The organism is Tissierellales bacterium (assembly GCA_025210965.1).
Lineage (GTDB): Bacteria > Bacillota > Clostridia > Tissierellales > JAOAQY01 > JAOAQY01.
The window spans coordinates 1-15015 of sequence record JAOAQY010000154.1 but is presented as its reverse complement, the minus strand read 5'-3'; the positions used below and the strand labels follow the sequence as shown (position 1 = coordinate 15015).

7 protein-coding genes are annotated in these 15015 nt (G+C 28.0%); 2 read left to right on the top strand and 5 right to left on the bottom strand.

The genetic code is table 11. The features are described from left to right. The first annotated feature begins 60 nt into the window (after nt 1-60). Together N4A40_10700 and N4A40_10695 are read left to right on the top strand one after the other, a co-directional pair. On the top strand, nt 61-252 hold the full coding sequence (locus N4A40_10700; protein ID MCT4662320.1) for a hypothetical protein: 192 nt from the start codon (nt 61-63) through the stop codon (nt 250-252). A gap of 115 nt (nt 253-367) precedes the next feature. Next, a complete protein-coding gene (locus N4A40_10695) occupies nt 368-2080 on the top strand; it encodes a hypothetical protein (GenBank protein MCT4662319.1) in 1713 nt (570 codons plus the stop codon). Nucleotides 2081-2142: 62 nt separating this feature from the next. On the opposite strand, the gene N4A40_10690 is transcribed toward N4A40_10695, so the two are convergent. The 5 genes from N4A40_10690 to N4A40_10670 form a co-directional block, all read right to left on the bottom strand. After that, the gene (locus N4A40_10690) at nt 2143-4602 is read right to left on the bottom strand and encodes a leucine-rich repeat domain-containing protein (protein MCT4662318.1); all 2460 of its coding nucleotides are present in this window, start codon (nt 4600-4602) and stop codon (nt 2143-2145) included. 197 nt (nt 4603-4799) lie between these two features. Further along, entirely contained in the window at nt 4800-7106 is a 2307-nt protein-coding gene (locus N4A40_10685) for a leucine-rich repeat domain-containing protein (GenBank protein MCT4662317.1), read from the bottom strand. A 140-nt stretch (nt 7107-7246) separates the two neighbouring features. Next, a complete protein-coding gene (locus N4A40_10680) occupies nt 7247-9556 on the bottom strand; it encodes a leucine-rich repeat domain-containing protein (GenBank protein MCT4662316.1) in 2310 nt (769 codons plus the stop codon). Nucleotides 9557-9669: 113 nt separating this feature from the next. Continuing rightward, nucleotides 9670-12039 (bottom strand): hypothetical protein, encoded by a 2370-nt coding sequence (locus tag N4A40_10675; GenBank protein ID MCT4662315.1) that lies wholly within the window; start codon nt 12037-12039, stop codon nt 9670-9672. 427 nt (nt 12040-12466) lie between these two features. Next, nucleotides 12467-14743 (bottom strand): leucine-rich repeat domain-containing protein, encoded by a 2277-nt coding sequence (locus N4A40_10670; protein MCT4662314.1) that lies wholly within the window; start codon nt 14741-14743, stop codon nt 12467-12469. Between the last annotated feature and the right edge of the window lie 272 nt (nt 14744-15015).

Here is a 15015-nt window from a genome sequence, read left to right as displayed (position 1 = left end):
TTTTTTACTAATTTAGTAAACGAATAAATTTTATTCAGAAAAGAGTCTGACTTATTATATTTGAAAGAAAAAGGCTTATCATATATTTATAAAAAAATACAACAAAAAAATGCTGTACATGAGCGGAAGTTGACAAAAAACAAGCTAAAAAATTTATATATTAAGGAAGAAAAAGAAAATTGGCATCAGATGCTTATAGAAGCAAATCGTGAGTTTTTAAGAGAAATGAAAAATAATTTGTGGCCACATTGACAATTGAGGTGGTGCGTACGTGTTTATAGAGTGTAAAAGCTTTTACGAGAAAAAATATGAATACAAATCAAATATATTAATATAAACGATAATCAATAAAAAAGGGAGCGATAAAATGTTAAAAAAATTAAGAAAAGTTGGAGATAATTACAGTGGAGATGTCGAAAGAGTTGAGGTTAGACATGCAGAATGCTTTATTTTCGAACCAAAAGAAGACATTATTTTGGAATTAGCAGCATTTCCATATGATGAAGATGATGTAAATATTCACATATATCCAAGACATGCAGAGAATAGTGATGTAATAGTAATAGATAGTAATAAAGAACTTAGAAGTAAAATGATTAAATTTGAGAAGGGTGCAACTTATGAGCTTAGATATATTAATAAAAGTAGAAGAGTAATCAGAAATGGCTATATCCATCTTAATTATAAAAAAGAAAATCAAAATGTTGATCCAGCTGATGCAAGATTTGATATAAAAAATCTCCGAATTAGGGGTGGAGATGAACCTGGAGATAGTGTTGGTGTTCAACTTTCATACAAATGTATTGAAAATCAAGGTTATGCTGATGCAAGATTGAAAATCGAATATGCTTATAAAAATGGTAGAGGTTATAGAGTTTTCGAGACAAAGTTGATAGATGATGAAATTTATGATGATGGATCATTATATACAATTCGTGTAGATCTGGGAGAGCTAACCTTTGGTCGTGAAATAGTTGTTGATGCCACTATAGTAGATTTTTATTCAGGTGAAGAACTTAGTGATTGTGAGAGGATAGAAAAAGAGATAGACACAAATCAAATTGAAAGTGTTGAGTGTATAACTGACAACCCAATTCAGAATTGTAATATGATGATTAGAGTAAAGTTCAAGAACGAATTGACACCTATAGAATCGGGAGACTTGAAAATTGTGTTAAAAGTGAGTGGAATGGATGATGTTGAAGTTCGATATAAACCAATGCACGATAATATAATGTTATTTAGGGCAAAGACCAAAAAATCTGGAAAGGTTAAAGTTAGAGCCTATATTGAAATGAATGGTAGAAGAGTAGATAAGGTAGAAGAATATATTGATGTTGAAATAGCTCCAGATTATGCAGGCGAAGAATTTACTGACAATATTTTGAAAGGATTAGTAAAAGATACTACAGATGTTGCAGCTGAATTTATGACGGGGTGTTATGAGATTACGGTTAATACATTATCTCAATTAATTGATAGAATAAGGAATGATGATGAAGAACATAAAATAGAGGACATTGCTAGAATAATAGGAGAAGATGAATTATTAAATTTTGGAAATGTTGCAAGGGGACTTATGGAATTTATCACAATATTACCATCGATTAAGTCAATAGCTAAAACGTTAGACCTTGAAATGGAAGGAAATGGAGTAATAGGAATAGTAACTGATATTGCTACAGGTGGTGCACTAAGTGTAGGAGGTGCAATAGGAATATTTGCTGATATAGAAGGCAATGCTAGAATCATGGTAACGGGATCTCTAGGGCTGAGCACTCCAGATTATGATTTGTTTCCAGCAGTAATGTATTATCCAACTATGCCATCGATGGAGCCATTAGAAGGTGTTGGATTTAATTTAGACTTAGGATTTGGAGATGCATCTGTATCTACTGTGATTGGAGAAGACGTTTCAATAGGAGTTGACATATTGCCATTACTTTGTAGCGGTAGTTTCAAGATTGCAAATAATGATGTCAAAAAGTTTTTTAAAGCTATGAATTTAAACTATCCTAAAGCAGAAGCGGCATTAACAGTTGGATATACAAAAACAATTTTTTCAGCAGAGCGAAATTAATTTATAAAATATAAGAAAGGATACTATCATTAGTATCCTTCTTTGCATTTTGTATAAATAAATTACTCAAATATAATATCTCCAGGAGAAAATCTATCTGAATCAAAGTTAAATGACTGGCTAAACGGAGTATAGTCGCTTATATAGGGGGTTATGTCAGGAGTCATCATATCATAAAACATATCACGCCATGAATTCTCATTAAGTGTGGTTTTTTCTGAGACAAAGTTTACAGGATTATTATCTAAATTTACCTTATGCAAAAAATCTAGTGAATTTATGATAGAAGCATCTTCTATATTATTGTCATTTAAAAACAGCATTCTAGCATCGGTTTCGGATAAGGTATTTATATCTTTTATATTGTTGTGAGATAAATTTAAAAGCGATAGATTCACGATAGGGCTCAGTGTTTTTAGACCATCAATACCTGAAATTTGATTGTAATTTAAAGCTAAATATTCGAGTCTTGGAATATTTTTTAAATCAGGAATTGCAGTCAATTTATTTTTACTCAAATACAATTGTTCTAGATCCTCTAAATTATCTAAGTGCTTGATTTCTGATATCTCATTATCACTTAAATCTAAGAATTCTAAGGTCTTATTTGAATCATAAAATTCAAATGAAACAGATGTTAGTTTGTTAGATTTTGCAGATAAGAAACGAATTTCTTCTAAATGTGGGATATCATCTAATGAAGTTAAACCTAAATTATCTGCTTTTATGGAATCAAAAGTGATATTTTCAGGTATAGATTTTATATCTATATTCGATCCACTGATGTCCAAGAATGTTCCAAAAGGAAATGCTAAAAACGATAAATCTGTCAAATTACTATTTTTTAAATATAATATGTTTGCTCTAGGTAGAGTAAATTTTTTTGATGAAGGCGTGTTTATTATTTTTGTATTGTTTAGGGATAAATAAGCTAATTTATAGTTGTTCAAAGGTTCTAGAGATTCAAAGGTGTTATCATCTAGAGTTAAGCCAAATAATCCTTTAGAAGTTGATCTGAAATCAGGTATTGTCTTTAAAGCAGTATTGTTTAACTCTGCAAACTTAAGTCTAGGTAATTCAGAAAACTCCAGAAGCGTTAAAGGATTGTTGCTTAAATACAATCCTTTAAGACTAACCAATTTAGATAATTTTAAAGTTTCCATATTGTTGTTCTCTAAATTTAACCTATCCAAACCCGGTAGTTCAGGTAATGTCAAAGACGAAATATCATTATTGCTCAAATTTAATCGCCATAACTTACTTGAATTATGTTCTAGGGAACTAAGGTCTAGATTATCTGAAGAAATCGCGTTGTAACTAAGGTCAAGAATGTCGACAAAATAACAATTAGCCAGTATGTCTAAATTTTCACTATTTAAATTAATTTTATTTGAAGACAGATTTAGAGTGAATAATTTTTTTAAAGAATCTAAGCCTTCAAGTGATGTAATTTCGTTGTTAGATGCGCAAAGATTAGATATACCTGAGTTACTTTTTATAGAGGCTAGTGATTTTATTTTGTTTTTAGATATATCTAGAACTTTTAAATTGAACTCGGATATAAAATCAAGATTTTCTAGCGCTGAGTTTTTTACTATTAAGTCCTCTAATGAGTCGCTAAAACTAGCATTTTTCAGAGCGGAAAAATCTAAATTACTATTGTTTGAAAGGTCAAGATATTCTAGATTTTCAAGAGCAAGTAACGGCGACAAATCTAAATCTTTGTTAAGATTTGTCATAGATAGATTAGTTAGTTTTTTTGCATTTTCTAAACAATCTATAGTTTTAAGATCACAATTATCTAAATTCAAAGTTGTTAAATTTGTTAGATTTTTAATAGCTGATAGATTTGTTACTGGATTACCATCTATTATTAATTCTTCTAAATTATCTAAGTTTAATATAGGTGATAAATCTGTTATGTTGTTTTTGGTTAAAACTAATTTTTTCAATTTTTTTAATGATGAAATAGCTGAGATATCAGCTATGTTATTGTATGATAAATCAAGGTACTCTAAATGATGTAAAGCACTTAAATCTGGAAGCTCAGTGATATTCATATTCGAGAGAGTGACCATTTGTAGATACTCTAATTTGCTCAAAAAAGACAGTGATTTGGCGGTCTTACAATTACCTAGTTGTAAAAATAATTGTGACAAATATTCTAAATTTCCAATTGGAGAAAAATCGTCTATATTTGAGGTGTTTCTTAGAACCATTTTTGTTATATCTTCAATATGTCTTAAATCAGTTAAAGATTCTAAGTGACTTGATGCACACCCAAAAGAATCAAGTCTTTCAGCGGAGTCTCTATCTATATAAGATGGTCTTGACATGAATTGTCTTGATAAAATGTATTCAAATGTTTTATCATCAAATTCTATTATAACGCTGCCATCATCATAGTCTTCGATAGATTGATTGGCATCTTTTTTTGCATAACTAGTAGCAGTGAATTGGCATGTAAACCCTGAAAGCATAGCTACTGAAAGTAAAACAACTAATATTTTTTTATAATTCATTTTGTCACGTCCTTTATAGTGTGATAATTAAACCATGTATATTTTACCATGAAAATAGAGTGAGTTCAATTTATGATTTAAAAAGAGAAATCGCTATGGCAACCTTTCTAAAGTCAAATTCCAAGAATCTGCAAGTGGTGTAAATATTGATGAATCAACACATGGGATTTATTGAGTTTTGATTATAGTATTTTTTATTATTTGAAATCATCGATATTTAAATTGTATTTGTTTATATAATCACTTTTCATGGTGAAACCTGGAGCATTTGAAATTGAGACCAGCTTGTTAAAATAATCTTCTAAAGATTGTTTATAAAAAGATGTTTGACCATGATTAAAATCGGCAAGATTTTCTTCTAATTTCAATACATATATGGAATCAATAGCATGAGCATCAGCTTTAGTTAAACGGTTGTCATTCATAATCACCATCACTGCATTTAATTTATCTAAAGCGCTTAAGTCATCTATGTTGTTGTGAGATAAATTCAATAGCTTTAAATCTGGTTTAGAGTTGAGATATTCTAGATTACTTATATCATCTATTTCATTATGCTGCAAAAGCATGATTTTGATTTTAGATGGTTTGTATAAGTTTGGAATAGAAGTTAAATTGTTATTTTTTAAATTAAGAAGTTCAAGATTTGGCAGATTTTCTAAATTTGATATGTCTTCTATTTTATTATTACTCAGTTTCAAGGTAACTAGATTCTTATTTTCATTTTCGAAAGAAATATGCTCTATGTTATTTGAATTCAAGGATAAGTACTTAAGATTATTGTTTTGACTTAGAGAAGAAATATCTTTTATAGTATTTGAGTTTAGAGATAAATATTCAATATTTTTAATATTGGGTATAAAATCTAAACTTTTAATTTTTGTATTATCCGCAATAAGCGTTCTTAAATTAAGATTTCTAGGAAACGAAGAAATATCTAAATTAGAATTACTTATATCAAGAGTTTTAAGAGAATTCAAATTTCCCAAGAATGAAACGTTGCTTGAATTTGCAAGTTGAAAAGATAGTGAAAAAAGATTTGGTAAATTCAAATGTTCGATATCTTTAATTACAGCATTATTCACAGATAGATTGTTTAATGAATCAAATATATTTAATGATTCAACAGAATTTAGAGCTATGCCATCAATTCCCAGAGTTTTTAAATTGGGAAGAGCAGAATGGATACTAGCTAGAGTTTTTAAGTTGGAATTGTTTAAATAAAGGCTGGTGAGATTTTTCAAATTAGGCAATACCAAAGAATCTATATTATTGTTATTAAGAGATAATTCATCTAGAAAATCAGAGCTATTTGATAGAGCTAATAGATTTAAATTTTTATTATTAACTTTATTTTTGTCTAAGTATAAACGCTCTAATTTTAATTGTTTTATAGTATCTAAATCTCTATTATTTAAAGAGATATTGTTATTGTTTAGATATATACGAAAATTTTCTTTAGAGCTATTTATTCCAATCAAGGAATCTATTTGATTATTTTCAGCATATAAAAACTTCAAATCATAAGAGTTTGTTAGTGGAACCAAGGATTTTACATTGTTATTATTTATAAATAGTGAATTCAAATTAGCTTTTTTTAAGAAAGAAATATCATCTAAGTTGCAATTGTTCATAGAAATTGATTTCAGATTTTTAGCAAATAGAGCATTTGATAAGACTGAATAATTCGCATGATTAGTACCATCAAAGTTCAATTGACAAATATTTTTTAGATTCAATAAGGGAGTTAAATCCAAAGAAGAAGTAAGATTATTTATAGTAAGAGATTTTAAATTTTTAGCTTTTGATATACCAATTATATTTTTTAATGGACAACCTGATATTTCTAATTCATTGAGATTGAGATTATCACCAAGACTAGAAAGAGTTTCTAATTGATTATTATTAAGATTTAAGTGAATTAGGCTATTCAAATTATTCAGACCAGACAAATCAACAAGTTTGTTAGATTGCATGTTCAAAGTTTGAAGGTTTGGTAAGTTGCTTAAATTTGGAACAGAAGAAAATTCATTTTCGGCTAAAGATAATATTTTAAGATTTTTAAGTTCAGTCAAGCCATATATACTAGAAATGTTGTTCTTATAAATATGTACTTCTTCTAAGTTTTTTAATGAACTCAAATCAGGTAATTCATTTATGTTCATGTCGTAGAGTGTTAGTGTTTTCAAGTTTTTAAGATTAGTTAGAAAAGCTAGTGATTCTTTTGTAGGAGTGTTGCCTACACGAAGATCTAAGTGCTCGATAGAAGGAAAGTTGCCTATAGTTGAAAAATCACTTATATTTTGGCAATTGGTCATACTAAATTTTTTTGGATTATTCATTTTAAATAAATTAGATAATCTATAGTCAAGTTCTGCATTTTGATTCGATGATGTAGTTTGAGCATAACAACTTTGATAATGAGTGATAGATGTTGTAATAGGTGTAAACTCTGAAAGCATAGCTACTGAAAGTAAAACAGCTAATATTTTTTTATAATTCATTTTAGTCACTTCCTTTATAATGTGATAATTAAACTATGTATAGTTTAGCATGAAAATAGAGTGAGTTCAATTTATGATTAAAAGCTAATTGGATATACTGCATGATTTATTCTTACAAATAAATTGTTACAGACAGCACATTATTCTAAATAATACTTGTATATTTCATCAAGTTTAAAGATGTAGCTAGCAAGAGCCTTTCTATATGACTTAAATTGATAATCCATTAAATACTGTTGTAGTGATCGATCATTTGTGGTTAATTTATTTGACATAAATGAGGAATTACAGCTATCTAAATGGACTTTATAAATGCCATTTAGATTGTTTACTATATCGATATTATTGATGCTATTTTTATGCAATAATACAAGACCTACATTCAAATATTCTAAATCGCTTATGGATTCTATTTTATTGTGAGATAAATTCAGTAAATCTAATCTAGTGTCTGGGGATATAGATTTTAAATTAGATAGATCAAATATCTCATTATTATTCAAAAGAATTACTTTTAATTGACTTAAATTTGTTAAATCAGGAACGGTTTTTAATTTGTTATGACTCAAAATAAGGTGTTCTAATTTAGTTAAGTGTTCAAGCTTTTCAACGGATGTGATTTTGTTATTTCTAAGATCTAATTTTTCAAGTTTATCATTTGTGTTTTTAAAATTTGCGGATTTTAGATTATTTGATTTTAAAGACAGGGAGCAAACAGAATTTACAATTGGGATTTGATTTAAATCACTTAAGTTTGTATTATCTGCTTCGAATTCTGCCAATAATAGATTCGATGGTATTGATGAAAAATCTACAGCAGTGTTATTAATAGACAGACATACTAAGTCATTAAAATTATTTAGAAACGATAAATCACTCAGATTTGAGGAGCTTAAATTCAAATTTCTTAAAGAATGCAAAAACAAATCATCTGTTGCTGGTTTGTTTTTTATATTTACGTGTTCTAAAGAAAGATTTCTTAGCCCATTGATGTTATTTAGCGGATTTAAAGATTTTAAATTAGCGCCATTTATGGACAATGAACTTAGCTTGGGTGTAAATGTTTCAAGCTTTGGCAGTGATTTCAACTGACAATCGTTAAGAAATAAATTTTTGATTTTATTTAAATGTGGAATCGTGATTGAATTTATAGTATTGTTGCTTAAATCAAGAGTATTTAATTTAGAAGAACTGTTTTTTAGAGCCATAAGATTCAAGTTTTCAGATTCTATTGCATTGTGGCTTAGGTTTAATTCGAATAGAGATAGCGTCTTTAGTATGTCTAAATCATTTTTGTATAAAACTAAATTATTAGATTTCAAATTTAATTTATTTAACTTTTTGAAATTTTGAATACCATTGAGAGAGTTTAAAGCATTATTTTCTGCAGTCAAAGAAGATAGCTCAGTCGAGTTTTCAATACCAGCAAGTGATTTGATATTATTATTTGATAGATTTATATCTTTTGTATTAAAATTCTTTAAAAAAAGTACATTTTTCAAATTACAATTTTCTAATCCTAGAAAATATAATTTCATTTCAAAATTTAAATTTTCAAGTGCATAGAAATTAGCATTTTTTGTATTATTCAATTTTAAACAATATAAAGATTTGAGTGTAGAGATAGGAGACAAATCAAACTTAGTTTTAATATTTTCTAAAAATAAGCGAGAGAGCTTATTTAGATTAGATAAACCAGAAATATTTTTTAGCGGACAATTTTCGATAGATAAATATGATAGCTTATTCAAATTAGATAAAGCATCTAGTGATTCGATGTTATTGTTAGTCAAATATAAGGTATTTAGATTTGAAAGAGAAGATAGTGAATCTATATTTTGTATTTTATTATCGAAGATATATAATTTTTCTAATGAAGCTAAGTTAGATAGAGGAGATAAATCCTCAATGTTGTTTTCACCGATAGTTAAGTATTTCAAATTTTTTAGACCAGATAATGCTGAGATATCACTAATATTGTTATTTGAAATTGAAAGAGATTCTAAAGTACTAATATTAGATAGAGGAGATAGATTAGAAATATTATTGTGGGTAATGACTAAAAAATTTAGTTTTTCTAAGTGACTTAAATCAGGTAATTCATGGATATTCATATTAGTTAAAGATAGCGATCTTAGATTTTTCATATCTTTTAAAAAATCTAAGTTCTCTATTGATGATACATTTCCCCAATTTAGCATAAGGTTTTCGGCAGACTTAAATTCAGAAAGCACTGAGAAGTCTTCTATACCACTGCAGTTAGGTATATGTATATTTTTAGTCTCTTTATTTTCTAAAAGCTTTTCAAACCTAGGGTCTATAGTTGATTTTTGATTTTTTGATAAAGCTTGAGTGCTATCAGCTGATATAGCTTGAGAGGAATAGCTACATGTAAACCCCGAAAGCATAGCTACTGAAAGTAAAACAGCTAATGTTTTTTTATAATTCATTTTGTCACTTCCTTTATAATGTGATAATTAAACTATGTATAGTTTAGCATGAAAATAGAGTGAGTTCAATTTTAGGAAATTTGCTTATAAGAAATAGGTTTGATTTACTATATTTATTCCAAATAATAACTATACATTTCATCTAAAACATCAATATAGCCATCAATAACACGTCCATATAAATACTTTTGATAGTCAATCAGATAATTTTTTAATGGAATTTTTTTAGTTGCAATTTTATTTGAATCAGATAAATTCTCATCTAAAGTTATCTTGTATACGCCAGTTAAAGTATCTATAATGCTCGCATCTTTTATATCATTAGCATGTAGCAGAACAAGACCTGCATTTAATGACTTTAGATTAGATATCGTCTCTATGTCATTGTGTGCTAAATTCAATAAATTCAATTTAGCATCCGAAGATATAAAGTTGATATTAGTTAGGTCATTTATATCGTTATGGTTTAAAAGGATTATCATTAATTCGTTCAAATTCGACAATTTAGGAAATATTTTTATATTATTATTACTTAAAAGTAGAAATTTTAATTTAGGTAAATTATTGAGGTTTTGGACAGATTCTATTCTATTATTTCTCAAATCTAAACTTTTTAGTTTTGTATTCATATTTTTAAAATCAATAGATTCTAGGTTATTAGAAGTTAATGATAAAGAGCGAAGCGTTTCTATGTTTGGAATTTGATTTAAACTATCTATATTCGCATTATTTGCTTCGAACTCATCGAATTCTAGATTTTTAGGTATTGATGAAAAATCGATATTAGTGTTGTTCAATGATATATTAGACATAAGTTTGCTATGGCGCAAAAAAGAGAGATCACTTATATTTGAACAATCCAAATTTAACGAACTTAGCGAAGGTAGTTTGAAATCATCAGAAGTAGGTTTATTTTTCAAAGTTACGTTTTTTAGATAAAGTCCAGTAATTTTATTATTTTCATCTATTGAATCTAAAGAATCTAAGTGAGCTCCTGCTATATCTAGAAATGACATTTTTGGAGCAAATGCATCAAATTTAGGTAACGATTTTAATGAGCAATCAGACATAGACAAACTACGTAATTCAGCTAAATGAGGTATAACAATTGAATTTATGATATTGTTACTTAAATCCAAATAATACAATTCACTTGAACTGTTCTTTAGAGCCGTTAGGTTTAATTTTTCAGAGTTTATATTATTTTGACTTAGATCTAAGTCAAATAGGCAAAGAGACTCTAATATATTTAAATCATTTTTATTCAATGTTAGTTTGTTAGATTTTAGGTTTAATTCTTTAAGTTTTCCTAGATTTTCAATTCCAGATAGCGATTTCAAAGAATTATTTTCTGCATTTAGTAACTTCAGCGAAAATGAATTTTCAAGCCCAGCTAATGATTCTATGCTATTATTTGATATATTTAGATTTATAATATCAAAATTTTTTAGAAAATGGATATTTTTAAGGTTACAATTTTCTAAATTTAGAGAAGTCAATTTTTGGTTGAAATTTAACTCATCTAGTATATGAAAATTTGCATATTTACTATTACTAAGATCTAAGTGCTTTAAGTTTTTAATATTAGAGATGTGTGATAAATCAAATGTTGTAGGGATATTTTTTAATGACAAAGACTCTATATTATCTACATTTGATATTCCTGAAATATCTTTTAATGGGCAATTGTCAAAAGATAGCCACGATGGTTGAGTAAAATTAGGTAATTTATCAAGATTGACAATAGGATTATTTGACGCACTTAGAGACTCTAATGCCGTTAAATTTGATATTGGAGATAAGTTTTCGATACTATTATCTGACAGGTTTAGATATTCTAACGATTTTAAAGACGATAGTGAAGAGACATTATTGATTTTATTCTCACATAGATCTAATGATTTTAAATCTATAAAGTTTTGCAAAATAGAAATATCACTAATATGATTGTCGTTAGCGACAAGAAGTTCTAGATTTTTAAAATTCATTAGAAATGATAATTCAGATATATTGTTACTTGATATAGATAGAGACTTTAGATTATTCAATATGCCAATATTTTCTAGTGATGAAATGCTGTTATTTGGAAGACTTAAATACTCTAAATTTTTAAGATGACTTAGATCTGGAAGTTCAGAAATATTCATATCATTTAGAGAAAGTAATTTTAGATTTTTCATAGATTTCAAAAAATCTAGAGAGTTGGCAGAAGACATATCACCTGATTCTAACATGAGACGTTCTACAGACTTAAATTCAGAAAGTACTGAGAAGTCTTCTATACCACTGCAGTTAGGTATATATATTTTTTTAGCATCTTTATTTTCTAAAAGTTTTTCAAGTCTAGGGTCTAGAGCTGAATTTCCATTTTCTGATAAAACTTGAGTGCTATCAGTTGATATAGCTTGAGAGGAATAGATATATGTAAACCCGGAAAGCATAGCTACCGAAAGTAAAACAGCTAATATTTTTTTATAATTCATTTTGTCACTTCCTTTATAGTGCGATAATTAAACTATGTATAGTTTAGCATTTAAAATGCGTGGATTCAAATTATAATTTGAATTTATTTGAAAAAGCTATGTAGTTGGAGGTTCTGCTGGCCTTGGATATTACATGGATAAAAGTCTTGAACCTGCACATGGAAAATTATTTGTTTTGGATATGAAGTAATATCAACTCCAGGAGGCGCAAAATTTTCATTGGGATTTGAATTAGGAGGTCTTGTAAAAAATAAAGGATATGAAGTAACAAAAAACGATAGTTTATTAAAAAATATGTATGAAAATGGAATAAATGGAGTAGGATGAAAATCTTAGATATTAATCATATAGAGAAAATCAAATATTATAAAATTTAACGATCAAAAGATAAGTCATAGCTCTTAAAAAGAGCTATGACTTATAAAAGTTACGGCATCTCAACCTCAATGCGCTCACTCAAAGATTTGAGTAGAGGAGAATCTTTAAGCTTTTCATTAAGTCTTACATTCAAGACTTTAAGATTTTTGAGCGGTGAAATAGCATCTATATTAGTAAGATTATTATTTGAAGCATTCAACTCTTCTAGATTTTCAAGGCTATTTAAGCCATCTAAAGTAGTCAAATCGTTCCCAGGGATATCCAAATACTTTAGGTTTTCAAGTTCTTGTAGAGCATCTACATCAGTTAAATCATTAACAGACACATCTAAATGCTCAAGATTTTCCAAATGTTCTATACCATCTAAATCAACCAAATCATTTACACTCAAATCTAAATAAGTCAATAGTTTAGAGTTTTCTAGAAAGTCAATATTTTCTAAATTGCAATTTGACAATACTAAATATTCTATATTTGAGAAATCTTCTAAAAAGATAGGGGCTAAATCATTACAGTGTTCTATAGTCAAACTTTTGAGTTTTGATCCGCTAATAATGTCTAAGTCTATCTTGCCTTTTATCCTAGTTATTCGAAGAGTTTCTAGATTAGGAAAGTCTATCAAATCATATTTTAATCCTTCTATTTCTAAATGCTTAAGTTGTTCTTTGATTGGTGCGAGGCTTTTTATTTTCTCTTTTTCACCATCTATCATGAGGTTTTCTAAATGCTTAAGACTCGCAATAGCAGAGGTATCTATATCTCTAAAAGTCATGATATTGAGAGTTTTTAACTTTTCAAAATTAGCTATAGCATCGATGTCATCTATATAGCTATAATTCATATCTAGAGTTTCTAAGTTTTTTAAATCTTTTAAATCAGATAGTGAATCGGTATTTACAGCAGGACGGAGTTTCAAATATTTCAATTTGTGGAGCTGTCCGATTTCATCTAAGGAATATGTTGAAGCGTAGCCTGTGTCTAGATATTCGAGATTTGATAATTTTGATATGCCTTTTAAAGAATATATTGAGTGAGTAACTTCGCTCAAATCTAAACTAGTTATACTTTCAAGATCAGCTATAGTAATAGTAACTGGTGTCTTATTAACTAATGAGCATATATATTTTTCGAATTCAATATCTGTAAACATTTCTGAAGCTCTATCATCATGTTCGAAAGCTTGACCAAAATAAACATATGAATCAGAATAATCTATAGGCAAAGCATTTTCTTCAAATTCGAAAAATACGGCTTTATTTTGATTGTAAACTTCTTTTGGTTTTTCATCTGAAAAGAGTGGGACATAAGAGTAGTGTCCTACTGAATCGAGAATATTATCAGATATCATTTTTTCATGGATTGATTTAGCTTCATTTTCGATATTTTTGCTATTCGAATCGAAAAAGTTTAACTTTGACTTGTAATAAATAGCATAGCCGAAGTTTTGTTCATTTTTCCAGTATTCTGGTTTTATATATACTATTTCAAATTCATCTTCAGGAGTCGAAACAGTGATAGTATTCCTTGCTTTTGAATTTAGGTAATCAAATAAATCTGAAAACATAGAACCGTATTTAGGTTTGAAAAAATCACCAGTATGAATCAGTTTCATTGCCATTCTAACACGCATTATAGCTGGAATATATTTTCTTTGCTGACAGAGCACCACAGCATCTTTTAGCCAATCATCATAATTCTTTGAGGCGATTTTCTGATAGCCATCAGTTAGAGCTTTGAGAACTATGATGTCAGAGCCTTCAGAGTCATCTAGTACTAATGAAATAACAAATGTATGAGTTGTACTATCCTTCTCTACAGTGTATAGATAATTGTAAGATTCATTTTCATGCTGAAAACCTCGGTTATAGAAATAGCTACTATATTCAGATGAAAGACTCTCACCTTCATCATAGCCGTTTAGATGCATTGTAGCAAATAATTCTATGGTAGAATTATCAAACATATTTTTTAGATAATCAAAATAAGGCTTTTCGAGGAACGAAGGATTTTCTAGAGCTGATTCTGTGGCTGAAAAGGTCTTATATTCGTTATTTTTTATAGAATTTATTATTCTATTTGCTAAATTGTCTGCGGTATTCTTCCTATTTTCATCAAATTCCGTCATGTAAACTGGATCTTCGTACATTTTGAAATTTCCATAAAAATAATTAATAGAATCAGCTTTTTCAGCGTCAAATTTTTGTTCTATTTCATGTATATATTCAGACGCGGATGTTGATAATACATTTGAAGTACATGAACAAATAATTAATGCTAAAGAGAATGAAATTAGCGTAATAAGTTTTTTTGATTTAAGTTTAAACATTATGAGCCTCCCTTTTTATAATGTGATAATTAAACTTAGTATAGTTTAGCATGAAAATAAAGTGAGTTCAATTTATGATTTGAAAAGAGAAATCACTAAGGCAATCTTTCTAAAGTCAAATTCCAAGAATCTGCAAGTGGTGTAAATATTGATGAATCAACACATGGCATAATTTCTACAGGATTATTGTCTATATTTATTTTATAAGGTCTATTCATTTCTTCAATGGGCTTTGCATTTTTTATATTATTATCATTCAAAAACAACACATC